Annotated in this window: 18 protein-coding genes and 5 tRNA genes; 18 read left to right on the top strand and 5 right to left on the bottom strand. The window is 41.4% G+C overall.

The features are described from left to right. The first annotated feature begins 19 nt into the window (after window positions 1-19). The 3 genes from DXB39_RS08395 (at window position 20) to DXB39_RS08385 (ending at window position 2,458) form a co-directional block, all read left to right on the top strand. A complete protein-coding gene (locus DXB39_RS08395; protein WP_117841669.1) occupies window positions 20-2,131 on the top strand; it encodes an alpha-glycosidase in 2,112 nt (703 codons plus the stop codon). A gap of 106 nt (window positions 2,132-2,237) precedes the next feature. Further along, window positions 2,238-2,319 (top strand) — tRNA-Tyr (locus DXB39_RS08390). Window positions 2,320-2,374: 55 nt separating this feature from the next. Beyond that, window positions 2,375-2,458: transfer RNA gene (locus tag DXB39_RS08385), tRNA-Leu, on the top strand. Window positions 2,459-2,549: 91 nt separating this feature from the next. Here DXB39_RS08385 and DXB39_RS08380 read toward each other — a convergent pair. Continuing rightward, on the bottom strand, window positions 2,550-3,569 hold the full coding sequence (locus DXB39_RS08380) for a LacI family DNA-binding transcriptional regulator (protein ID WP_117841617.1): 1,020 nt from the start codon (window positions 3,567-3,569) through the stop codon (window positions 2,550-2,552). Window positions 3,570-3,905: 336 nt separating this feature from the next. On the opposite strand from DXB39_RS08380, the gene malQ reads away from it, so the two are divergent. The 9 genes from malQ to DXB39_RS08335 all read left to right on the top strand — a co-directional run bounded on the left by malQ (window position 3,906) and on the right by DXB39_RS08335 (window position 13,289). Then, window positions 3,906-5,357: a 4-alpha-glucanotransferase gene (gene malQ, locus DXB39_RS08375; protein ID WP_199535129.1), complete on the top strand. Its 1,452-nt coding sequence runs from the start codon at window positions 3,906-3,908 to the stop codon at window positions 5,355-5,357. 75 nt (window positions 5,358-5,432) lie between these two features. After that, the gene (locus tag DXB39_RS08370; protein ID WP_117841618.1) at window positions 5,433-6,728 is read left to right on the top strand and encodes an extracellular solute-binding protein; all 1,296 of its coding nucleotides are present in this window, start codon (window positions 5,433-5,435) and stop codon (window positions 6,726-6,728) included. A gap of 130 nt (window positions 6,729-6,858) precedes the next feature. Continuing rightward, window positions 6,859-8,241 carry a carbohydrate ABC transporter permease gene (locus tag DXB39_RS08365; RefSeq protein WP_117841619.1) on the top strand — a complete coding sequence of 461 codons (1,383 nt, stop codon included), beginning with the start codon at window positions 6,859-6,861 and terminating at the stop codon, window positions 8,239-8,241. Further along, a complete protein-coding gene (locus tag DXB39_RS08360) occupies window positions 8,241-9,119 on the top strand; it encodes a sugar ABC transporter permease (protein ID WP_117697699.1) in 879 nt (292 codons plus the stop codon). The genes DXB39_RS08365 and DXB39_RS08360 overlap by 1 nt, the downstream gene beginning before the upstream one ends. A 606-nt stretch (window positions 9,120-9,725) precedes the next feature. After that, window positions 9,726-11,438, top strand: a complete 1,713-nt coding sequence (locus DXB39_RS08355; protein ID WP_117841620.1) for an alpha-amylase family glycosyl hydrolase — start codon at window positions 9,726-9,728, stop codon at window positions 11,436-11,438. Window positions 11,439-11,570: 132 nt separating this feature from the next. Next, window positions 11,571-11,643, top strand: a tRNA-Phe gene (locus DXB39_RS08350). A 20-nt stretch (window positions 11,644-11,663) separates the two neighbouring features. After that, window positions 11,664-11,734, top strand: a tRNA-Gly gene (locus DXB39_RS08345). Between the two features lie 21 nt (window positions 11,735-11,755). Further along, window positions 11,756-11,828, top strand: a tRNA-Gly gene (locus tag DXB39_RS08340). A 228-nt stretch (window positions 11,829-12,056) separates the two neighbouring features. Then, complete coding sequence (locus DXB39_RS08335; RefSeq protein WP_022242942.1) at window positions 12,057-13,289, top strand: DUF4317 domain-containing protein; 1,233 nt, start codon at window positions 12,057-12,059, stop codon at window positions 13,287-13,289. A gap of 95 nt (window positions 13,290-13,384) precedes the next feature. Here DXB39_RS08335 and DXB39_RS08330 read toward each other — a convergent pair whose 3' ends face one another. Then, the gene (locus DXB39_RS08330) at window positions 13,385-13,918 is read right to left on the bottom strand and encodes a restriction endonuclease (RefSeq protein WP_117841621.1); all 534 of its coding nucleotides are present in this window, start codon (window positions 13,916-13,918) and stop codon (window positions 13,385-13,387) included. Window positions 13,919-13,998: 80 nt separating this feature from the next. Between DXB39_RS08330 and DXB39_RS08325 the strand changes: the two genes are divergently transcribed. Then, window positions 13,999-15,786, top strand: coding sequence for an aminopeptidase P family protein (locus DXB39_RS08325; protein ID WP_334294221.1), 1,788 nt, complete (start codon window positions 13,999-14,001; stop codon window positions 15,784-15,786). 83 nt (window positions 15,787-15,869) lie between these two features. Here the strand turns inward: DXB39_RS08325 and DXB39_RS08320 are convergent, their stop codons facing one another. Beyond that, window positions 15,870-17,870, bottom strand: coding sequence for an amylo-alpha-1,6-glucosidase (locus tag DXB39_RS08320; protein WP_243006015.1), 2,001 nt, complete (start codon window positions 17,868-17,870; stop codon window positions 15,870-15,872). A gap of 713 nt (window positions 17,871-18,583) precedes the next feature. Between DXB39_RS08320 and DXB39_RS08315 the strand changes: the two genes are divergently transcribed. Both DXB39_RS08315 and DXB39_RS08310 read left to right on the top strand, forming a co-directional pair. After that, window positions 18,584-19,087, top strand: coding sequence for a hypothetical protein (locus DXB39_RS08315; RefSeq protein WP_117841622.1), 504 nt, complete (start codon window positions 18,584-18,586; stop codon window positions 19,085-19,087). A gap of 13 nt (window positions 19,088-19,100) precedes the next feature. Then, window positions 19,101-19,283 carry a DUF6472 family protein gene (locus DXB39_RS08310; RefSeq protein WP_117697689.1) on the top strand — a complete coding sequence of 61 codons (183 nt, stop codon included), beginning with the start codon at window positions 19,101-19,103 and terminating at the stop codon, window positions 19,281-19,283. A gap of 3 nt (window positions 19,284-19,286) precedes the next feature. Here DXB39_RS08310 and DXB39_RS08305 read toward each other — a convergent pair whose 3' ends face one another. Both DXB39_RS08305 and DXB39_RS08300 read right to left on the bottom strand, forming a co-directional pair. After that, window positions 19,287-19,571, bottom strand: coding sequence for a GNAT family acetyltransferase (locus DXB39_RS08305; RefSeq protein ID WP_117841623.1), 285 nt, complete (start codon window positions 19,569-19,571; stop codon window positions 19,287-19,289). A 67-nt stretch (window positions 19,572-19,638) separates the two neighbouring features. After that, window positions 19,639-20,688 carry an AraC family transcriptional regulator gene (locus tag DXB39_RS08300; RefSeq protein WP_117697687.1) on the bottom strand — a complete coding sequence of 350 codons (1,050 nt, stop codon included), beginning with the start codon at window positions 20,686-20,688 and terminating at the stop codon, window positions 19,639-19,641. A gap of 193 nt (window positions 20,689-20,881) precedes the next feature. Here DXB39_RS08300 and DXB39_RS08295 point away from each other — a divergent pair, with 193 nt between their 5' ends. From DXB39_RS08295 to DXB39_RS08285, 3 genes are all read left to right on the top strand, one after another. Beyond that, window positions 20,882-22,399 carry a sugar ABC transporter ATP-binding protein gene (locus DXB39_RS08295; RefSeq protein ID WP_117841624.1) on the top strand — a complete coding sequence of 506 codons (1,518 nt, stop codon included), beginning with the start codon at window positions 20,882-20,884 and terminating at the stop codon, window positions 22,397-22,399. Between the two features lie 12 nt (window positions 22,400-22,411). Then, complete coding sequence (locus DXB39_RS08290; protein ID WP_242988749.1) at window positions 22,412-23,371, top strand: ABC transporter permease; 960 nt, start codon at window positions 22,412-22,414, stop codon at window positions 23,369-23,371. A 66-nt stretch (window positions 23,372-23,437) separates the two neighbouring features. Beyond that, complete coding sequence (locus tag DXB39_RS08285; RefSeq protein ID WP_117841625.1) at window positions 23,438-24,691, top strand: sugar ABC transporter substrate-binding protein; 1,254 nt, start codon at window positions 23,438-23,440, stop codon at window positions 24,689-24,691. The last annotated feature ends 27 nt before the right edge of the window (window positions 24,692-24,718 follow it).

The following is a 24,718-nucleotide window of genomic DNA, read 5'->3' as shown; positions in this document are numbered from 1 at the left end:
AGAGGCTTGTTGTAAGATGATGAAGAAACAGCAATCGATTTATGAATTGAACAGAATTCAGCAGTATATTATGCAGATGCGCCCGATTCTTAGAAAACGCGCACTCTTTTCTGATGGAACAGAAGATTATCGTAGTCCGGCAGAACCCAAAGCCGGAGAGCTGGTGACCATTCGTTTTCGTACAGCAAGAGATAATGTAGATGCAGTCTGGCTTTGTACAGAACAGAAAAAATATTTTATGGAAAAGACCGAGTCAGAGGGGCTCTTTGATTATTATTCCGTAGAAATCCGTATGACAGAGGAGCATTTCTACTATTACTTTGAAATTGAGACGGGAATGCTTCACTGTATCTTTGACCGCTATGGCGTGAATCAGACACCAAGACCGCAGTATAATTTTGAAATTGTACCGGGTTTTTCCACGCCGGACTGGGCAAAAGGGGCGGTTATGTATCAGATTTTAACAGACCGTTTTTACAATGGAGACACTTCCAACGACCCGTTGACGGATGAATATTTCTATATCCGTGCTACCAGTCAGAAGGTAGATAACTGGGAGAAATGCCCGGAGAATTTTTCGGTAGCAGAATTTTATGGCGGAGATTTAGAGGGCGTGAGAAAGAAAATGGATTATCTCACAGAACTTGGAATAGAGGTGATATACTTCAATCCACTGTTCGTTTCTCCGTCCAATCATAAGTATGATATTCAGGATTACGATTATATTGATCCGCATTACGGCAAAATAGTGGTGGATGAGGGAGAACTTTTACAACCGGGTGACCGCAATAACCAGCATGCCAGCCGCTATATCACCCGCGTGACGGATAAACGGAATTTGGAGGCAAGCAATGAACTTTTTGCAACGCTGGTAAAGGAAGCGCACCAGAGGGGCATCCGCGTTATCCTGGATGGAGTGTTTAATCATTGCGGTTCCTTTAATAAATGGCTGGATCGTGAAAAAATCTACCGTAGTGAAGCAGGCTATGAACCGGGAGCCTATATCAGCAAGGACAGTCCGTACAATGACTTTTTCCAGTTCCATGATCAGAATGCATGGCCGGATAACGGAAGTTATGATGGCTGGTGGGGACATGATACATTGCCGAAGCTTAATTATGAAGATTCAGATACATTGCATGATTATATTCTTCATGTGGCTGCAAAATGGGTTTCTCCACCTTATAATGCCGATGGCTGGAGACTGGATGTTGCGGCAGATCTGGGACACAGTCCGGAATATAACCATCAGTTCTGGAGAGAATTCCGTGATGCCGTAAAGAAAGCCAACCCACAGGCAGTGATTTTGGCAGAACATTACGGCGACCCGAGAGACTGGCTGGGTGGAGACCAGTGGGATACAGTTATGAACTATGATGCTTTTATGGAGCCGGTGACATGGTTCCTTACCGGAATGGAGAAACACAGTGATGATTTTAAACCGGAAAATATCGGAAAGTTTGAGAACTTTAAAGGTGCTATGAAGCATTATATGGCAAGCTTTTTGACACCATCGCTGCAGTGCTCCATGAATGAACTTTCCAACCATGACCATTCCAGATTCTTAACCAGAACCAATCATAAAGTAGGTAGAGCGGAACACCTTGGAACAAAAGCGGCAGAAGAGGGCGTAAATACAGCGGTTCTACGGGAGGCGGTTGTTATTCAGATGACCTGGCCGGGAGCACCTACCGTTTATTACGGTGATGAAGCCGGACTATGTGGATTTACAGATCCGGATAACCGCAGAACTTATCCGTGGGGCCGGGAAGATAAAGAACTGATTCGTTTCCATCGTGATATCATCAGAATTCATAAAGAAAACCCGGCACTTCGTACCGGAAGTGTGAAATTTTTAAATGGTGAGAATAATCTTCTCTGCTATGGAAGATTTAACCGGGAACAGCAGTTTGTCATTATTGTAAATAATGATGAAAATATCCGGCACATTGATTTGTCTGTATGGGCAGTGGGGCTTCCGAAGTATGGAACTTTAGAACAGATACTTTTTACTAGTGAAAATGGATACTCCATTTCTTCTGTCAGCTATGACATCGACAATGGAAGATTGGATATTACATTGCCAAAGCATGCAGCTGTCATTCTGAAAGGAAAGAATCCGGAAGAATAAAAAAATGGCAAAATAAAAAATGCAAAAAATGCATAAAAACGCCTTGCACACAGCAGGGCGTTATGCTATAATCTATATTCGTCAGGACAATTAAGGACTGATAAATGGGCAGATTCCCGAGTGGCCAAAGGGGACAGACTGTAAATCTGCTGCAAATTGCTTCGGTGGTTCGAATCCACCTCTGCCCATTCTCGTTGTGGTTATGCAATGAGAATTTTTTTATGTAACTATAAAAAGATACTTGCCCGCGTGGCGGAACTGGCAGACGCGCAGGACTTAAAATCCTGTTGTGGTGACACAGTACCGGTTCGATTCCGGTCGCGGGCATTAAAAAAGGAAACGGTCGTTTCCTTTTTTTTTATGCCGGAAATCCGCAAAGCACATTTCCGTTGTTGTGATGTTCCCTTTGTGAATAGCCCTATTCTTCTTCTGCCTCTTCTTCTCTCTCTGCACATGGAGCAGTAGAAGCTCTTGTAATAAGCTGCGGACGCAGTAAAGTCATGCTGACGGAGACATGATTAATAAGGTTACTCAGAGCAGCATATCCACATTTGCCGAGCTCGGTTCTTTCCTGACGGACTGTAGTCAGTGGCGGCTCTAAGAAAGAAGAAATCGGCAGGTCGTCAAAACCAACCACACTGATATCATCCGGAACAGAAAAACCTCGAAGCCGGCATTCTGTAATGACTCCGGAAGCAATCAGGTCATTACCACAGAGAATTGCTGTTGCTCCGGCAGCAAGAAAATTCGGTACATGATATTTTGCACTGTCTGCAACATAGTAGCCATGTGCAACCATATCTTCTTCTACTGGAAGATTGTGGGATTTCATGGCATCTAAATATGCCTGATAGCGTTTCTCACTGACCATGGAATAGAGAGAACCGTTGAGAAAAGCAATCTTTTTGTGACCAAGTTGATAGAGATGGTCGACTGCAGATTCAATTCCTTCAGAGTTATCTGTTCCCACATAGCACACATGTGGATTCTTCTTAATATAATTATCGAAAAGGACGGTCGGAATGGAAGTGAAGGCAAGCTGCCGCATCCAGTCATCATGGAGAGCAAAGCCGACCAGGAACCCGCCGGAATAACCGTTCTTTAACATATAGGTATCATATTTTTCAGTCATCTGGAAAGCTGGAGTAACCGGAATTACACTGACGGACCAGCCATCCCGGAAAGCAGCCTGACGGAAACCCAGAATGATTTCGTATCCGAACTGGTTGGCTGTTTCATAGTCCATATTTTCTATAAAAAGGCAAAGCTTCTTGTTTTCGTCCTTTTTCATCTTCTTGGACTGATATCCCATTTCTACAGCGGTATCAAGGACCATCTGCCGTAAATCTTCACTGATATCACTGGCACCGTTTAATCCTTTGGAAACAGTGCTGACGGAAATACCGAGCCGGTTGGCAATATCTTTAATTGTGACCATAACAAGCCTCCATAAATCTGGTATATTTTAAGTAAAATCATATCAAAAACCTCGTATATTCTGTATTATATAGAATTTGCATGACAGGTGCAAGTACTGCAAAATATTATTTTTCGAAAAAAACAGGGTTTTAAATAGCAATATAACCAAAAAAACAATGCGAATTCCGTTAAAAACGGCAAAAATGATGCTAAAAGGACTGTTTTGTTTGACAAAGTTGTTAAAAAGACGTAAAATAACCTCAGATACGAAAATTAACGAAAAGCAAAAAACAAAAACCGATGTGGGGGAAAAACATTGGAGGCAAAGAGACTAACCAGAGGAGCAGGAATCCTGATGGCAATAACAAGTCTTCCATCTGATTATGGAATCGGAACTCTGGGTGATGCAGCTTTCAATTTCGTAGACTTACTTGTAGACCTGAAACAAAGATACTGGCAGATACTTCCGATTGGACCAACCAGTTTTGGAGACAGCCCGTATCAGTCAATATCAGCATTTGCAGGAAATCCGTATTTGATAGATTTAGATGACCTGGTTCGCGACGGTCTGCTTATGGAAAGCGAGATTCGAAGCTATAACTGGGGTGCAGATGAGAAAGATGTTGATTATGCCAATCTTTTTGAAAACCGTTTTCAGATATTAAAGAAAGCATTTGAACGGTTTGATACCGCAAAGCCTTCTTTCCGGAAGTTTGAAGAAGACAATGATTGCTGGTTGACTGATTATGCATTGTTCATGGCAGTCAAAGGAAAAGAAAATAACCGGGAATGGATGGCATGGGAACCGGGAATCAGAAATCGTACACCGGAGGCATTACAGGAATACACAGAATTACTAAAAGAAGAGATCCTGTTTTGGAAATTCTGCCAGTATAAATTTTATGAACAGTGGAAATTCTTAAAACAGTACGCAAATACAAGAGGAATACAGATTATTGGGGACATACCGCTGTATATGGCAATGGACAGTGCCGATGTGTGGGCAGACCGGAAACTCTTCTTATTAGAAGAAGACGGAAGCCAGCAGTATGTAGCAGGCAGCCCGCCGGATAATTTTTCAGAAGAAGGTCAGAAATGGGGCAATCCCGTATATGACTACTCTTATATGGAAGAGTACCGGTTTGACTGGTGGAGACGCCGGATTGAGAAAAATGCAGCGTTATATGATGTAATCCGGATTGACCACTTCCTTGGAGTTGTAAGGTACTATACGATTCCGTTTCGGGAAAAAGATTGCTACAATGGGAAATGGAACAAGGGTCCTGGAAAGAAATTGACAGATGTGATGGAAGAAAGTGCCGGTGACTGCAGAATCATAGCAGACAATGCCGGAAGTGCCATCGCCGGAAGCAGAAAGCTTCTTACAAGAATTGGATGGCCTGGAAGTAAAATCCTGATGTTTGCATTTGATGGAAATACAGGAAATGAAAATCTTCCACATAACTTTGAAGAAAATAACATAGTGGTATATACCGGAACACATGATAATGATACTGTTGTTGGTTATTTCCGGGATAAGACAGAATATGAACTGGCTTACCTCTATGAATATTTGAATATCGGCTCGAAGGAAGAAATTCCGGACGCCTTAATCCGTCTGGCTTATTCAAGCATAGCGGATGTGGTAATTATTCCAATGCAGGATATTTTACAGCTTGGCAATGAAGCCAGAATGAATCAGCCATCCACAGTCGGACAGAACTGGAAATGGCGGGTGGGAAAAGATACTCTGAGTGAAGAACGAAGAGCGTGGATCCGCACCATTGCGGCAGTATACCGCAGATAATTTCTATATGATATAGAACGGATTACCGTTTTATATAAATGCTTAATCGAAATCACATTTTTAAGGAGGAAGAAAATGAAAAAGAAAGCATTATCATTATTTCTTGTAACAGCTATGGCAGTATCCATGGTAGGATGCGGTAGCAAAGACGCAGACAAGAACACAGACAAGAACACAGACAAGAAAGATACTGAAGTAGCAGCAGCAACAGAAAAAGAAGCTGCAGCAGAAGATGAAGCTTGGGAGGGTGACTTAACAGTATGGAGCCCACAGGAAGATCAGGATACAAACTGGCTTCAGGATCAGTGTGAAGCATTTGCAGCTGAGCATCCAAACTGGAAAATCAACTTCAATTATGGTGTATGTGCAGAGGGTGAAGCAAAAGACAACGTAACAAAAGACGTTGAAGCAGCAGCAGACGTTTACATGCTTGCTAACGATAACATCCCGGATCTGGTATCTGCAGGCGCATTATCAGAGCTTGGTGGAGATTATCTTGGATATGTAACATCTACAAACTCTGATTCTATTCTTGCATCTGTTACATACAACGATTCAGTAGTAGCATTCCCATTTACCTCTAATACATGGTTCATGTACTATGATAAGAGCGTATTCTCAGAGGATGACATAAAGAACTTTGATACAATGTTAGAGAAAGCTGGAGAAGCTGGAAAGAAAGTTTCTTTCAAATTAACTGATTCCTGGTATATTCAGGCATTCTATGTAGCTAACGGATGTACATTATTCGGTGATGGAACTGATACAGATGCTGGTATCGACTTCGGTGGAGACAAAGCAGCAGCAGTTACAGAGTACTTAGTAGACTTAGCAGCAAATCCTAACTTCTTAGTAGATGCTGACGGATCTGGTCTTGCTGGATTAGGCGACAGTGTAGCAGCAGTATTCTCCGGAACATGGGATGCTGATGCAGTTAAAGAAAAACTTGGTGACAACATGGGTGTTGCAGCTCTTCCTACCGTTACAATCGACGGAAAAGAAGGCCAGATGAAATCCTTCATCGGATCTAAAGCAATCGGTGTTAACCCTAATGCTGAGAACCAGCAGGTAGCTATGTCTCTTGCAGCTTACTTAGCAGGTGAGAAGGCTCAGACAGCTCATTATGAAATGAGAAACATCCTTCCTTCAAACATCAACATCTCTTTAGCTGACGATCCAATCGCAACAGCAGTTACAAATGTTATGACAGATACATCTATCATGCAGCCATTATGTAAAGAAATGGGTAACTACTGGTCACCAGCAGAGAATATGGGTAAAAATATCCAGTCTGGCGAAGTAACAAAAGACAACGCTGCTGAGAAGACAGAAGAAATGAACACAACTATGAATACAGACGTTGCTGAATAAGCAGAAGATGTAATTGGAAGTTCATTATAAGAATTCCTAAAAAAGCGGTTTGGAAAAGAACCGGGGACTCCAGGATACCGGCAACGGTACCCTGGATGTCTTACTATAGAGAGTATAGGAGGCCCATAGCGTGAAGAAGGCTGCTACAAAAAAGAAAAAAGCAAAAGAGTTCCAGACACCATATACTGTTACTGGTGCGTTAGTTAAGGGAAATGCAATTACTAAGCTCTCCATGTTGATCATGGGCTTGGGCAATATTGCGCATAAACAGATTGTAAAAGGTCTTATGTTTTTGGCAATCGAGGTTGCGTATCTTTATTACATGATTTCTTATGGATTCTATGCAGTTTCCATGCTGCCATCACTTGGATGGAGAGAGCGGGAAAAGGTATGGAATGATGCAAAGAGTATTTATGAATATCAGGCTGGTGATAATTCACAGCTTATCTTACTTTATGGAGTTGCAACATTATATATTACCTTCATGTTTATCATTGTATGGAGGGAAGCAGTAAAAAGTTCATATAAATCAGAACTGCTGGCAAAAGCAGGTAAGCATTTAAACACATTTAAAGAAGACTTCAAGAGTTTGTTTGATCAAAATTTACATAAATTGCTGTTAGCACTCCCACTGATGGGAATTTTGATCTTTACTGTTCTGCCATTGATTTACAATATTTCAATGGCATTTACCAACTACAGTACATCTGGAGAACACTTAGTGTTATTCGACTGGGTTGGATTTGCTACCTTTAAGAAAATATTGAACGTTGGAGACAGTATTGGAAAACAGTTCTATTCCGTATTGGGATGGACCCTGATCTGGGCTGTATTTGCAACAGCATTAAACTATATTTTCGGTATGATTCTTGCAATCATTATCAACCGGAAAGAAACAAGAGCAAAGGGATTCTGGAGATTCTGCTTTGTATTATCCATTGCAGTACCACAGTTTGTATCCCTTCTGATTATGAGAAGTATGTTACAGCCAACCGGTATTGTTAACACACTGCTTATGAAATATGGTATTATTGACACAGCATTGCCGTTCTTTACCAAGGCAATGTGGGCAAGGGTTACCGTTATTGTAATCAACCTGTGGGTAGGTATTCCATATACGATTCTTCAGGTAACCGGTATCTTACAGAATATCCCGGCTGAGTTATACGAAGCAGCAAAGATTGATGGTGCTAATGCTGTCCAGACTTTCTTCAAAATTACTCTGCCATATATGTTATTCGTAATGACACCGTACTTAATTACACAGTTTACAGGAAACATCAACAACTTCAACGTTATATACCTTCTGTCCGGAGGAAATCCTACTCCGGTGGATGCAACCGCAGGAAAGACAGACCTTCTGGTTACCTGGTTGTATAAGCTGACTGTTGATAAGAAATATTTTAACCTGGGTGCCGTTATTGGTATTATGACATTCGTGGTATTGGCTATTGTTGCCCTGGTTACTTATCGAAATACCACATCCTACAAAGATGAGGAGGGATTCATGTAATGAGTAAGCAGAAAACAGCCACATCTGGCGCAAAAGTACGTAAAACATTTGTAAATGTTTTAATTCATATATTTCTTGCAGTATTAGCATTTATCTGGGTACTTCCGGTATTCTGGGTAGTACTTACAAGCTTCCGTGCGGAGAAAGGTTCTTATGTTGAGACCTTCTTCCCGAAGAGTTATACTTTTGACAATTATATTAAAATATTTACAGATACAAGTATCCTGAACTTCCCTAAGATGTTCATGAATACATTGATTATTGCAATCTTCACCTGTATCATTTCAACCATCTTTGTACTTTCAGTTTCATACTGTATGTCAAGAATGCGTTTTAAAATGAGAAAACCGTTTATGAATATTGCAATGATTTTAGGTCTGTTCCCATCCTTCATGTCCATGATTGCGGTATACTTTATCTTAAAGGCACTGGGATTATCCGAAGGATCCATGATTCGTATTGCGTTGATTATTGTATTCTCCGCAGGTAGTGGTGTTGGATTCTATGTAGCAAAGGGATTCTTTGATACCATTCCAAAGTCCTTAGATGAGGCAGCAATCATCGATGGAGCAAGCAGATGGCAGGTATTTACTAAGATTACCATTCCGCTTAGTAAACCAATTATTGTATATACCATCCTGACTTCCTTCATGGGACCATGGATTGACTTCGTATTTGCAAAGGTTATCTGTGGTGCAAATGCAGACCAGTTTACCGTATCTATCGGTTTATGGAAGATGTTAGAGAAAGAGTATATCAACAGCTGGTATACATGTTTTGCAGCAGGTGCTGTAGTAGTATCAATTCCGATTGCTATCCTCTTTATGTTTACACAGAAATTCTATGTAGAAGGAATGAGTGGAGCAGTAAAAGGCTAAATTTCACAGCCGTTTAAAATGTTTAAAAGAGAGGCAGTTTTTTGCCTCTCTTTGTTATATCAGTTGATAATGAAGGGTGTGGAAGATTGCGAAGGATATTTGTTCTGTGTTTGAAATAACAGGTATTTTCATTCAGACAGAATGCGTCTCAATTCTTGGCAGTACATTTTTCTGATTTTCAGATGTCTTGCCACTGCTTTGACTGGATGCAGTGGGTGTCCGGCTGATACGGATACCTCATGCAACCGGTAAGGGGCGCTAAGAATTTCAATCTACATTACATCTATTCCGGCAACCGGCGCAAAGTCACATCCGTGTTCCAGTTGCGCCTCGTTGGCACGTCCTGTGCCAACGTTGCCGGTTGCCAGATGAAATTCCAAGCGCCCCTAACCAGTTACAAAATGGTATCCGCATTCAGCCGGACAACCACTTGCATTCTGTCAAACATTGGAAAGACAGATGATAATAAGAAAAGAAAAATGTGCTGGTTAGAATTGGAGCATTCTGTCTGGAAAATAACGTTATTTCAAATGCAGAACAAAAGCATCGCATTTACATCACCCCTTCATTTCAACGAAATAAGAAAGAGAAGAAAAGGAGAATCATATGAAAAAAAGACTACAGGCGTTACTTCTTGCACTGTGCCTTACCCTTGGAACTATAGGTTCTGGCTGTGGCGGCAGACAGGATAACAATGCTGCGGGAACAGAGACTGCTGCGGCGACAGAAACTGAAAAGACCGCAAGTGTGGAAGACTCTGCTATGGCAAAGGCAAATGCAGGAGAACTGAATATCATTGATGATAAATACCGCACCTATTATGAAGTGTTTTTATATAGCTTTTATGACAGTGATGGAGATGGAATCGGAGATATTCAGGGATTAATTGATAAACTGGATTATATCAATGATGGAGATGACAGTACAGATACAGACCTTGGCTGTAATGGAATCTGGCTGATGCCGATCATGCCATCACCGACCTACCATAAATATGACATTTCTGATTATGAAAATATTGATGAGCAGTATGGAACTATAGATGATTTTAAACAGTTAATCGAAGCATGTCACAAGCGCGGAATCCGTGTGATTATTGATTTCCCGATTAACCATACATCATCGAAACACCCATGGTTTACACAGGCAGTGGAATATCTGGAGGGACTAAGTGACGGACAGCAGCCGGATAGCAGCGTTTGTCCGTATGTAGATTATTATAACTTTACAACAGATCAGTTAAGCAGTGTGTATTATAAAGCTGGCAGCAGCAATTGGTATTATGAAGGAAAATTCTGGAGTGAAATGCCGGATTTGAACCTTGACTGTGAAGCGGTGAGAGCTGAATTTGATGAGATTACATCCTTCTGGATGGATCTTGGGGTAGATGGTTTCCGTATGGATGGTGCCAAAGAATATTTTTCAGATAATACCACAGAAAATGTGGAAGTCTTAAAATGGTTTAATGATATGGTAAAGGCAAAAGATGAGAATTCCTATATCGTGGCAGAGGTCTGGACGGATCGTGAGACATATGCAAAATATCTGGAAAGTGGAATTGATAGTGTATTCAATTTTGATTTTGGAGATGGCGATGGGATTATTGCCAATGCAGTAAAAGGAAGCTCAGAGTCCGGAGCAAAAGGATATGCCAATGTCTGCGGCAAAATGGATGAGCTTTTAAGCCAGTATAATGAAAATTATATTGATGCACCGTTTTATACAAATCATGATATGGCAAGAGGTGCCGGATACTATAGCGGCGAGTATAAGGCTGCACAGATTAAGACTGCCGGAGCCATGAATCTTATGATGAGCGGCAATGTATTTCTTTATTATGGGGAAGAAATTGGTATGAAAGGCTCTGGAAAAGATGAAAATAAGCGTGCACCAATGCAGTGGTCCTCAGATGCATCTGCAGAGGGTATGTGTAAAGGGCCGGATGGAATGGAAAGCATTAAGATGACAAATGGAAGCTTGGAAGACCAGCAGGATGACCCGGATTCCATTTATAATTATTTCAAACAGGCAATCCGCCTGAGAAACCGTTATCCGGAAATCGCCCGTGGTATCGCTGCAAATGTAGAGAATCTTTCTGATAAGAATATAGCAGCAATTACCAAGACATATGATGGTAAAACCACATTACTGGTATTTAACCTTTCCCAGGAAACTCAGAAGGTTGACATTTCAGGTGTAGATTTAGGCGGAGAAGGTACTATCGGTGGAATGCTTCTGACCGGAGAAGATACAATTACGCTGGATAATAATGAACTGACACTGCCATCTTATTCCATGGCACTTATTACCGTAGAATAAAGCCGAAATGCATAAAACCGGAACAGAGTTATCGTGCCACCGGAATAAAAATGAAAAAAGCAGGAAAATTGTCTTGACAACCCCTGCTTTTTCCGATAAAATAATCAGTGCTGTGAGTGCTTTACAGCACAAGCCCAGTTAGCTCAGTTGGTAGAGCAGAGGACTGAAAATCCTCGTGTCTCTGGTTCGATTCCGGAACTGGGCATTGCCGAAAGGCAATGAACTGCGGGTGTAGTTCAATGGTAGAACACCAGCCTTCCAAGCTGGATACGTGGGTTCGATTCCCATCACCCGCTTTGCAGAATACAATTGCATATGCGATAGTGGCGTAGTTGGTAACGCGCGACCTTGCCAAGGTCGAGACCGCGGGTTCGAGCCCCGTCTATCGCTCTTTCAAAAAGCAAGAAATTTATCTTGCTTTTTTTGACTTTACAGGAAATTGCTTTCCTGTAAAGTCAAAAACGCTCCGCGAGGATGCGCACTGCGGCGTATAAGGTAGATGTCGCAAGCAACCGCCGCAGGCGCGGGAATGTGCCAAGGCACATTCGATGTTCTATAAAAGTCTGATTTGGGAACATAAGAAATAAAAGAAAGCTAGTAAAGGAGTAGATTCATAGTATGGATAAAAAAGGTGTGGCAGAGTTAAAGAGACGTTTTACAAAAGAAAATTGTACCTTTACAAGATTATGTGGCTGTTATGTAGATGCCGGTAAGAATAAGGTCGTTGATTTAAGTGAGACATTTTTAAATCTGGAAGATGAAGAATTTTATAAATATTTAGAGATTGCCAAGAAAACCTTATCAGGAACTATTGGAAATAATCTTTTGGAATTGAATTTTCCACTGGATGAAGAAGCAGCAGGAGGAAGACAACAGTTTCTTTTAGGTTTAAGGGAAAGTAAATTAAAAAATCCTGAGTTACTGGAACGTTTTTATGATATGGTCATTGAAAGCTATGACTATGCAGGCAACTATCTGATTTTGCTGTTCCATGATGCTTATGATGTCATGACCAAGACCACGGATAATAATGCACTGGATGAATCAGAAGAAGTGTTTGAATACCTTCTATGTGCAATCTGTCCGGTACAGTTATCCAAACCGGGACTGGGTTACAGAGAAGATGAAAACCGTATCGGACCAAGAATCCGTGACTGGGTGGTAAGCGTACCGGACAGCGGTTTCTTATTCCCGGCATTTACCGACCGCAGTACAGATATTCATTCCCTGATGTTCTATACTAAGGATACCAAGGCACCGCATGCGGAATTTATGGAGTTGGGATTAGGTTGTGGCGCAAGACGCACCGCAACGGAGCAGAAGATGACCTTCCATTCTATCGTCAAACAGGCATATGGCGATGATGTGGAAAAGAGCGGTGAAGTGCTGATGGAGATTCAGCAGAACTTAAATGATCTGGTAGAAGAGAAAGCAGAACTGGAAGAAGACCCGGTAATTCTGACACCGGAGCTTTTGACCAATGTTATGGAAGAAAGCGGCGTTGCACCGGAAAAGGCAGAAAAGATTGGAAAGACCTGTGCAGAGGAATTTGCAGAAGAAGCACCGCTGGCAGAAAATGTAGTAGACAGCAAAGCCCTGGCTGCCAATGAGCAGATTCAGAAGGAAAAGGAGCTGGTAGCCCAGGTTGAAGTGCTGCAGCAGCAGTTAAAAGAGAAACAGATCGAGGAAGAAGCAGACGAAGTAGTTAAGACCTATGATGTTGTGCTTCGTGTAAAACCGGAAAAAGTTTCACAGATTAAGTCCGAGGTTATCAACGGACAGAAATGTCTGGTAATTCCAATGGCAGAAGACGAACATGCCAATGTAAACGGAGTAAATACAACTGTATAATAAATAAGAATACCATCTTTACCGGCTGGTAGATTGAGCCGGTAAGGATGGTATTTGTATATAAAATCATTAAGATGAAATACTTCTTTTGAATGTCAGATTAGTGCAGATTCCGGAGATAGGATGCAAAAAATCAGCAATCCACACAGCAGAAGAAATAGGAGAAGCTGGAAGAATCTGCCCCAGCGGAAGCTGCGATGGTTTAACTGGGTGCCGTCAATGAGAATGACATCATTGGCTTCGGCGAGGGCAATGGCACCGGGATAGAAAACGCTGTTGGTAATGACGATCGCTTCATCACAATCATAATAGGATTTGCCGGCAACGGCTTCCTGTACGGCACTGTTTCCTACTTTGCCCTGATATAATTTACACTGGACTGCATAGGTGGTCCGGTGTTTTTTTGCAATTAAATCCACACCAAAATCTCTGGAAGCCTTGGTGACAGTAACCTTTGAATATCCGTTGCGTTTTAAATATCCGGCAGCATATTCTTCAAATTCGTAGCCATTCATTTTGTCAAAATTGACACCAAAAAAGAACAGCCGCAGTCCATGGAATACGGCGAACGGAAGATGTATAATAAATCTTATGAAAAAGAAAAGTATTTTTCCAATCAGGCGAAACATAAAAGAATTCCTTTCCGTTCATAATAACGGATGCTATACTGTAATTGACCCGCTTGCATTCATTATAGCATAACATAGAGGTGATAGATTTGAAAGAAGAATTGATGGAATTAAGACAGAAGATGAAAGAATACGGCATGGCGGCATATCTCATTGTTTCCGATGATTTCCATGCATCAGAATATGTAGGAGAATATTTTAAATGCCGTGAATATATTTCAGGATTTAGCGGTTCGGCAGGAACGCTGGTAATTACTGAAGATATGGCAGGACTCTGGACAGACGGAAGATATTTTATCCAGGCAGAAGAACAGCTTGCCGGCACCGGTATTACATTATTCCGGAGTGGACAGCCGGGGGTAGTGGATATTGGCACTTTTCTGGAAGAAAAAATGGAAGATGGCACCGTATTGGGGTTTGATGGAAGAACCGTAAGTACCGGCATGGCAAAGAGTTTAAAAGAAAAATTGCGGGAGAAAAAGATTACATTTGCTCCAGACCGTGATGTCGTAGGCGAAATCTGGGCGAATCGTCCGGCATTATCCTGTGATCCAATCTGGGAGCTTGGCGTGGAATATGCAGGTGAGAGCCGGAAGGATAAGGTGGCAGGGGTACGAAAAGCAATGGTGGATTGCAAGGCGGATTATTTTCTGATTCCGTCTCTGGATGAAATCGCATGGCTTTTTAATATCCGAGGAAATGATATTGCATATAATCCGGTGGCATTATCTTATGTGCTGATTGCACCGGATGAAATCCGCTGGTATGTAAATGAAGTGAGTGTGCCGGCTGACTTAAAGGAAAGCCTTTCAACTGAAAAAATCGTTATTTACGGATATGAACAGATTTATACGGACGTAAAGAAAATTCCGGCAGACAAAAGCATTCTTATAGACGAGAGTATGACAAATTATGCACTGTATGATGCCCTTCCAAAAGAGGCACATAAGGTAAAGAAGAACAGCCCGATTGAGCTTATGAAGGCAGTGAAAAATGCCACCGAAATGGAGCATGAGCGGCTGGCACATAAGAAGGATGGCATTGCTTTAACAAAACTTATCTACTGGTTAAAACATGTGAAAGATAAGCGGCAGATAACGGAGCTTGCGGTATGTGATAAATTAGAAGAATTCCGGAGGCAGGGAGAAGGTTATCTGGGACAGAGCTTTGCACCGATTGCTGCATACGGCGCTCATGGAGCCATTGTGCATTATGAGCCGGATGGGAAGAGCAATATTCCACTGGATAACAAAAGCTTTCTGCTGCTGGATACCGGCGGACAGTATCTGGATGGCACAACGGATGTGACAAGAACCATTGCCCTTGGAGCATTAAGCTCAGAGGAGAAGAAGCATTATACTGCCGTATTACGAGGAAATCTGAATCTTTCGGATGCAAAATTTAAATATGGCTGTACGGGAGTCAATCTTGACTATCTGGCAAGGGAACCGTTGTGGCACATGGGGCTTGATTATAACCACGGAACAGGTCATGGCGTTGGCTATTTGCTAAATGTGCATGAAGGACCGAATGCGTTTCGCTATCGGGAACGGTGCGGCACCGGAATCATCATGGAAGAAGGTATGATTACTTCAGATGAACCGGGACTGTATCTGGAAGGAAAATACGGCATCCGCCTTGAGAATCTGTTGCTTTGTAAGAAAGCGGAGAAAACGGAATATGGACAGTTCATGGAATTTGAAACACTGACCGTTGCACCATTTGATTTGGAAGCCATCGACTGGGAAGAATTAGACAGCCGGGAAAAGGCACTGCTTCGGAAGTATCAGCAGTATGTCTACGATACCATTGCAGACTTCCTTTCTGAAGAAGAAAAGAAATGGCTGAAGGAGCAGATTCCGGCATAGAGATATAGGTATTGCACGGGGATGAAAAAAGAGGCTTGATAAATCAAGCCCCTCTGTGTTTCTCGTAGTTTATTTCCCATAGTTTATTTATATGGCAGAATATCCTCCGTATAAGCCCGGAGAATTTCTCCGACACTCCATGCCTGGGCATAGCAGCCGCGGGAGGTGTGCGGTTCATCTCCGTCAAAGATTTCTGCAATAGAACCAATACAGCCGTGATAGAACTGCTCTCTGGTGGCATCTAACATGGCATCGGCCTGTTTGATGACTTCTTTGGAAGTTCCATAGACATGCACATAAGCAGTCAGAAAACCGCCTAAGAGGAAACCCCAGGAAGTACCCTGATGGTAAGCGTGGTCACGTTTGTCAAGACAGCCTTCATAGGTCGGATGGTATTCCTTATCATCCGGGCTTAAGGAACGAAGACCGGTTTTGGCATATAGTTTCTCGTAAACCTTATCTACAATCTTCTTTTCCTTGTCAGCATCTAACATCCGGTGCGGCAGGGAAACAGCATAAATCTGATTTGGACGAAGGGTGGCATCACCTTCCAGTCCGTCTACCACATCATAGAGACATCCATCTTTTTCATTCCAGAATTCTTTTGTGAAAGATTCCTTTGCATGCGCAGCAAGAGCAGCATAGTGGGAACCGTCTTCCCCAAAGCGCGTGGTCCATTCTTCCATCAGGCAGAGTGCGTGATACCAGAGCGCATTGATTTCTACCGGCTTGCCGTGCCGTGGTGTAGCAACCCAGTCGCCCACACGGACATCCATCCAGGTTACCTGGTCGAGACCGCTTCCGGCATGGATAAGTCCATCTTCTTCCATATAGATGGAGAAATCTGTTCCGTGCTCATAAGCTGCAATAATTTCTTTTAATTTCGGATAAATGGTTTCCTGCACAAAAGCATAATCTTCCGGAGTGCCGGTATAATCGAGATATTTTCCAACTGCATAGAAATACCACATGGAAGCATCCGCAGTGTTATACAATGGGGCGGTTCCTTCATCCGGGAACATATTTGGTACCATGCCATGGTGGACATAGCGGGCAAATGTGGTCAGGATGTCTCTGGCATCCTGATAGCGCCCGGTAGACAGAGTTAAGCCGGTGAGGGCAATCATGGTATCCCGGCCCCAGTCAGTAAACCAAGGAAGTCCGGCAAGAACAGTCATCAGTCCGGTAGACTGCCGGTATGCAAGAAAATGGTCGGCGGCAATGGTCAGAGTCTCTGCCAGTTCATCATGGTAGCCAGCTTTTTTCTCTAACGCATCAAAACGTGCCATTTCTGCGGCAGCAGTGGCAAAAGCATCCTTTTCATAAACATCTTCAATGGTGCAGACGATAGATATTTTCTTGCGGCATCCGGCGTCCAGCGGAAATTCAATCTGGTATGGCGTGTAGTTATCATCTAAAGCATCGGATTCTACATCCAGTTCTTTTTGTAACTGCATTCCGGTGGTATATTTTTCTTCACATGGAACAACGGTTCCGTCATCGGTAAAAAGACGGATGGTAACATCTTTATTCTGCTGCGGAACCAGTCTGATTTCCGGCTGCTCATAAGTAGTATCGAATTTTAAAGTGTCTACGGTAGAAGCATCATGGTGTACCCGGTAATTAAAGAGCGGAGTCAGCACCAGTGTAGCAGCATCTCCATCATTCTGGATATCATAGGAAACTGCAATAGTATTCTTGCCGTGTTCAAAGGCGAGAGTCTTTGTCATGGTAAATTCCGGAGCTTTGGTGGTAAAATGTACCAGCCCGTCATAAGTAAAGGAATTAAGGTATTCAATGCCTTTGCGGTAAGCGGTACTGCCATCGTCAGCAAGATACTGTTCTACGGTAAAATCTATTTTCTCGGAAGAACGAATCAGACACTCGTTGATTTTTGAGAGAATGACGAAACGTTCTACCGGCGGGTGCAGGCTGGCAATCAGATAGCCGTGGTGTTTTCTTGCATGGGCGCCGGTTACAGAACTGCCGGCATAGCCGCCGATTCCGTTGGTCAGAACCCATTCTTTCTGTACGCCCGCTGACATTGGGGTGAGGGCATCTTTATTTAAATGATATGCTTTCATAGAAATCTCCTTTATCGTGTAATCTGTCCGGGTGGAGGAAAGAAAAAAACAGGAAAACAATTGTAAATGTCATTTCAGGCTTCTGCTATTTTTGATACAGAATGCTGCAGAACTAAGCTGCTTTGTTTTCTTTTGCTATTCAGCCGGTCTTTCCAATGTTTCACAGCATAGCGGCACGGTTCGCTGCAATGCGGATGCATGAGAAAGGCTGATAGGGGCACTTGGAATTTCATCTAGCAACCGGCAATGCTGGCACAGGACGTGCCAGCAAGGTGCAATCTGAACATGGATGTGAATTTGCACCGGTTGCCAGATGAACGATTAGCCTTTTTGAAATTCTTGGTGCCCCTTGCAGGCTTTCTGTCGCATCCGCATGCAACGGACAGTACCGCTATCCGGTGAAAGCAACGGAAAGACAGCCTGCAATCAGAAAACAAAGGCAGCTAAGAACTGCTGCGCATTCTGTCTCCATAAAAAGGAGCCGAAGCTTGAAATAACATTGAAATATGTTTTCGTCTTATAGTTCTTTCCTCCACCCGGACTGTTTGCCTCTATTGTAACGAAATAAATCGAAAAAATCTACTGAAAAACACGGAAAAAACATAATTATTAAATAAATATAATCTACTGGATTAATCGCAGAAAAAGAGATATAATGAAAAAGAATCTGCATGAGAAGCAGCTGCAAAAAGAAAAATTGAGAGGTTTGAAGTATGAGTATTTTTGAAAACACAGTTTTAGTAGATAAGAAGGTGTCTGTTGTAAATGTAATCTTAAGGTATCTTTGTATCGCATTGGCGATTTTCTGTGTACTGGTTTCCATTATTGTGTATCCAGGAATTTTACTGGTTCCTGCAATTATCTTTGCAGTTTTCTGGTATCTTCTTAAAATTGCATCACAGATTGAATGGGAATATACCTATATTGAAGGAAGACTTAGCTTTGCACGCATCAAGGCAAAGAGAAAGAGAAAAAATGTTGCAAAGATTGAGATGGAAGAGGTTGTGCTGATTGCACCGTCAACTGCACATGAATTGTATAATTATCATAATAACAATCAGGTGAGCGTAAAGGATTGTTCTTCCAAGCAGTCGGGAGCGAAGACCTATGAAGTGATTTATAAGAACGGTAGCGGACTTGGAGATATTATCTTTGAGCCGGATGAAAATATGCTGGATATGATCTGCAACCGGAATGCAAAGAAAGTCATCAGATAGGAGAGGTGATTTTATGGCAGAGCAGGGAAATTGTGATACCTGTGTAAATTTTGTTTATGATGAAGATTACGAATATTATGTCTGTGATATGGATCTGGATGAAGATGATATGGTAAGATTTCTTACCGGCAACACCAATTCCTGCCCGTATTATCAGTTATATGATGAGTACAAGATTGTGCGTCATCAGATGTAAATTTTAAATAGGAACGGTTTTAAAGAGGTCTGCATTTTCTTCATAGACCTGATTGAGCCAGTCGCAAGCCTGACCAATGCCTTCGTCGGAATATTCGAAGGTGTTGGTCTTTTTTTTCTCATCCGGCGTGGCGGTAAAGCAATAAGGACCCGGCCACCAGGTGGCAAGCAGAGTGGTGGAGTCATCTTCTACATGCTTCTCTATGCGGTAGCGCATGCCCAGGTGGCTTCCGGTATACTGTGTTTTATTATAAAAAGGAATGGAAAATAAATCTTTACGTTGTATCATAATTGCACCTGCTTTCGATTCTTTATTAAAAATAGCATGAAAAAGGTTGTCTGGCAAGGAAAAGGGATTAGATGATAATCCCTTTTTTTCTATATTCGGTTGGTGTGATTTTCAGATTTTTCTTAAATAATCTTATAAAATGTTCCGTTGTATCATAGCCCACCTGGGAAGCAATATCTGCAACCGTAAGATTAGTATCAGAAAGAAGTACCTGGGCTTTTTCAATCCGGACCTGCTGTAACAGCTGGGTAAAGGTTTTCCCGGTAGTGCTTTTAAAAAGTCTTGAAACATGTTCAGGTGTATAGTGAAATTTTTCGGCAACCTGCTCTAATGTAACCGTTGCATAATTTTCCTGGATGAATTGAAGCAGGGCAAAACGCTGCACATCAGATTTACGGTTGAAAGTAGGAAGCTCGGAACTTTTTTCATAATTCCGGATTAAAAGACCAAAAGTTATCATCAGTGTGTAGGAAATCATCTGATCCCAGTAAAGGGAGCGGTTCAGAGATTCCCAGTACATCCAGAGAAAGCCAGAACGTATTTCATTATCATTGCCGGTGTGAAATACAATATAATCGTTGCCGTTTTCGGAATAGATATTATTTAAAAAGAAAGCGGACAGGATGTTTGGTGAATTTAAAAAATTGAAAAAGATATTATGTAAAGTGCTTTTTCGAATCAAAATATTTAAGATAACGCTGTTGTCATCGAAGACACTGACGGAATGTTTGATGCCGGGTGGAATAATACAAAGGTCTCCGGTGCGCAGTGTGAGCTGACTGTCACTGATTTTCTGGGAACAGCTTCCGTCATAGACATATAAGAGTTCAAAGAAAGTGTGGTCGTGAGTAAGTGCTGGAGAGTAACGGTTATGTCTGGTTACAGTAATAGAAACGTGGTTTCCTGCATCAAAAAAGAAATTATCTTCAAAGCGTGGAGGAATGGTTTCTTTGATTTCCGGAACCAGCAGATGCCGGCGCAGTACATCATCTATATTGATAGTACTTAAGAATTCCTGCAGGGAATACTCCTGCTGTTTGGCATAATAATATTTTTTGTAAAACTGCTCATCTTCATTCAATTTATATACTACTGTTCTTAACGCTTCATAATCCATAATGGAATCCTCCAATTTAAATATCAAAAATAGTCAATAACAACATAAAGAAAATGATATATCTATCAAAAAAAGTAAATAGAATTGGTTGTTACAAACAATTGGAAAACCACTTGAATAGATTATAATAGATTTAACAACAAAAGAAAAGTGATTTTCACAAAAACAATGATTACAGAGAAGGGGCATATGGATGAAGCAGGAAATCTTAGTAAAAGTAGAACATATGAATAAAAGATTTGGCTCTACCGTTGCATTAAAGGATGTTTCAATAGAGGTTTGTTCAGGCAGAGTTCTCGGACTTATTGGAGAGAATGGTTCTGGTAAATCAACAGTTACATCTATTATTGCAGGAATGCAGAACGCAGACAGCGGTACGATGACATATCATGACAAAGAATGGAAGCCGGAATCAATGCTGTATTCGTTGGAACATGGAATTGGAATGATTGTCCAGGAAACTGGAACAGTGCCGGGAATTACAGTAGCAGAGAATATATTCCTTGGCGAGACAAAGTTCTTTAAGAGTTTTGGCGAAAAGCATAAATGGGGACCGGTTAAAAGGAAGCTGCTAAATCAGAAAGCACAGGAAGCCTTAGATGCAATCGGTGCCAGCCATATTCGTGCAGAACAGATGACAGCAAGCCTTGATTTACAGGAACGTAAGCTGATTGAGATAGCAAGAATTATGAATAAGCATCCGGAAGTGCTGGTAGTAGATGAGACTACAACTGCATTGTCACAGAAGGGAAGAGAGATTATCTACAATATTATGGAACAGATGAAAAAAGAAAACAAAGCGGTAGTTTTCATCTCCCATGATTTGGAAGAGATTATGGAAAAATGCGATGCATTGACGGTTCTTCGTGATGGAAATATTATAGTTACTTTTGATAAGAGCGAATTTGATGAAGACAAAATAAAATCAAGTATGATTGGAAGGCAGCTGGAAGGCGACTATTATCGAAGTGATTATGATGGAAGCTGCGAAGATGAGGTTGTCTTAGAAATGAAAGATGTAAATCTGACTGGCAAACTGATTGATTTTAATCTGCAATTGCATAAAGGAGAGATTCTTGGAATCGGCGGACTTTCGCACTGTGGAATGCATACACTTGGCAAAGTCATGTTTGGAAATAAAAAACCGGAGTTTGGTGAAATAAGAATCAAAGGAAAGAAATTGAAAAACGAAGCCGATGCAATGAAGCATATGGTTGGATATGTGGCAAAAGACAGAGACACTGAGTCACTATGCCTGAATGCCAGCATCAAAGATAATATTGCTGTTGGCGGACTGGACCAGTTTACAACTGGTGGATTCCTGATTTTCCCATGGAATGAAAAGAAATATGTTCAGAAACAGGTGGAAACATTAAGCATTAAATGTGCAGGAATAAATCAGTATGTTTCGGCATTATCCGGTGGAAATAAACAGAAGGTTGTATTTGGAAAATGGATTGGACGAGGCAGTGATGTATTAATTCTGGACTGCCCGACGCGAGGCGTTGATATTGGTGTGAAGCAGGCGATGTATCAATTGATGTACCAGATGAAAAAAGAAGGAAAATCAATTGTTATCATTTCAGAGGAATTAACAGAACTGATCGGTATGTCAGACCGTCTGATGATTATGAAGGATGGAAAGATTATGCATGAATTTCCAAGAAGTGAATCGCTTTCAGAAGCAGATGCGATTCAGTACATGATATAGGAGGCGGATGAAATGAAAACAAAGAATTTAAGAAAAAATGTTATGCTCCTTGCCCCTTTATTTGGTCTTGTGGCATTGCTGGTTGCTTTCTTTATCATTGGAACATCTAAAAATATAAATGTTGCATATGGAATGAAAAGTATTATCAACCAGTCAGTTGTGGTTGCAGTAGTAGCAACAGGTGCAATCTTTATTTATACCCTTGGTTCCTTTGATATCAGTCTTGGAGCATCTGTAGCAGTAAGCGCACTGGTAGGTGGGATTGTTTATAACAAAACAGAGAGCCTGGTAATAATGTTTGCAGCTTGCCTTGGAGTGGCGGTCTTTATAGGACTATTTAACTCAGTACTGGCATCTATTTTTAACCTCCCTGTTTTCGTAACAACGATTGCAATGCTAAGTGTATTGAATGCACTGGTACTGGTTCTGATTAAGATGAATGGAACAGGTTCTGAAATAAGAGTGCCAATGATGGCGGTCAGTAAGCTGAATACAACACAGTTTAAAATATTCGTATTAGCTGCATTTTTCTTAGTATGTTTACTGGTATTCTCTTTTACTAAAGTAGGAAGAATGCAGAAATTCCAGGGCGGAAATCCAATTTGTGCAAAATTAAGCGGTATTTCTGTAAAGAAAATGTCGATTATAGCATTTATTATGTCTGGAATAGGAGTTGGACTTGGCGCATGTCTTTCCATTGTCTATGCTCCGACTTTAACGAGAAATACTGCATCCAGTGTAGGAATGGATGTCATCATAGCGATTGTATTTGGTGGTATGCCGGTATCAGGTGGCGCAAGAAGTAAAATTTATGCAGCAGTAATCGGAGCTTTTTCCATGACATTGCTCAGTCAGATTATGGTGATGTTTAATCTGAATTCCGGAATTGGACAGATGGTAAAAGCAGCAATATTTATATTGGTAGTATTCCTGGCAACCAGTGACCAGAGAGGAAAGATGTTACCAAGATAATATCCATATGGTATTAAGTGATAGTCACTTTATACATAAACATGTAATGTACAGGAGGAAAGAAACATGAAAAAAATTCTAGCAATGTTGCTGGCAACGGTCATGGTAGTAGGATGCTTTACCGGATGCGGAAGCGACAAGAAGAATGACAGTTCTGAAGTAGTAAGTACAGAACAGTCAGGCAGCAAAGAAGAGACACCAGAACTTGATATGAGTGAAACCGTTAAAATGGGTATTCTTGTATCAGATGCAACAAGTGCAGAGGCGTTGGCATTCCGGACATACTATACAGAGTATATTCAGAAACAGTACAATGTTGAGCTTATTTATTCTGATGAATTAAAGGATGCAGCAGGGGAAACATCAGCAATTGATACTTTTATTACAAATAATTGTAAAGCAATTATTTCATTCTCATCCTTTGACCGTGCAGCACAGATTGAGCAGTGTGAAGCGGCAGGTGTGTATTATGCAGTTGCAACAGGAACTTTAACCGATGAAGAATATGAGACTTATAAGGGATATGAGCATTATGTAGGTGCAATCGGGCCATCTCTTGAAGTAGAATATCAGACTGGTTATGATATGGCAAATTACTATCTGGAGCAGGGCAAGAAAAACTTTGCTATCTTCGGTGGAGCAATTCCATATTATACAGATATGCATATTTATCGTGCAGCAGGTATGATTGCAGCTATGGTAGATGCAGGTGGAGCAGATGCTAATTACAAAGGTGCTACAGATGAAGCTGGAATTATTGGACAGATTTATGCAGATGGACAGATTGAAACCGGAGCAATTGGTGATGTAAATATCGTTGGTTATGTAGGTGGATATGACATGGATGATGCATGGTTTGGAAAATGTGCTCAGATGGCACAGACTCCTGACTTAGAGGTTATCTTAGCTGTTGGAAATGGTTCTGACTTCTTTGGGACAGCAATTGAAGGCACAGATGTTAAGATTGCCAGCGTAGATGCTTATGCAGAAAGCTATGGTACTGCAATGGATGGTGGAATGCTTGATTACCTTGCAGGTAAGTTCTCAGCAAGTATCGGACCTATCTTTATTGCAACTTATCGTGCAGTACTTGGAAGCCCGATCCGTACAGAAGATGGAAATGCTTTAGCTCTCAGCCAGGGTTACTGGGTTGCAACTTCACCAGAAGAGTTCTCTGAGTACTATGCAGTAGACAGCTCTGTAGACAGCCCTGCATATACAAAAGATATGTTAGATAGACTTCTTACAGCAGATTATGCATCATTTGAAAAATTTGTAAGTGCTTATGGATTTAAAGATATCCAGGAAGAAGCAAAATAAGTAACATATTAATAAAATTTTTGTTCT

This window comes from Roseburia sp. OM03-7AC, assembly GCF_003462625.1.
Taxonomy (GTDB): Bacteria; Bacillota; Clostridia; order Lachnospirales; family Lachnospiraceae; genus Roseburia_C; species Roseburia_C amylophila.
The sequence above is the reverse complement of the archived record's forward strand: the minus strand, read 5'-3'. Positions and strand labels throughout refer to the sequence as shown.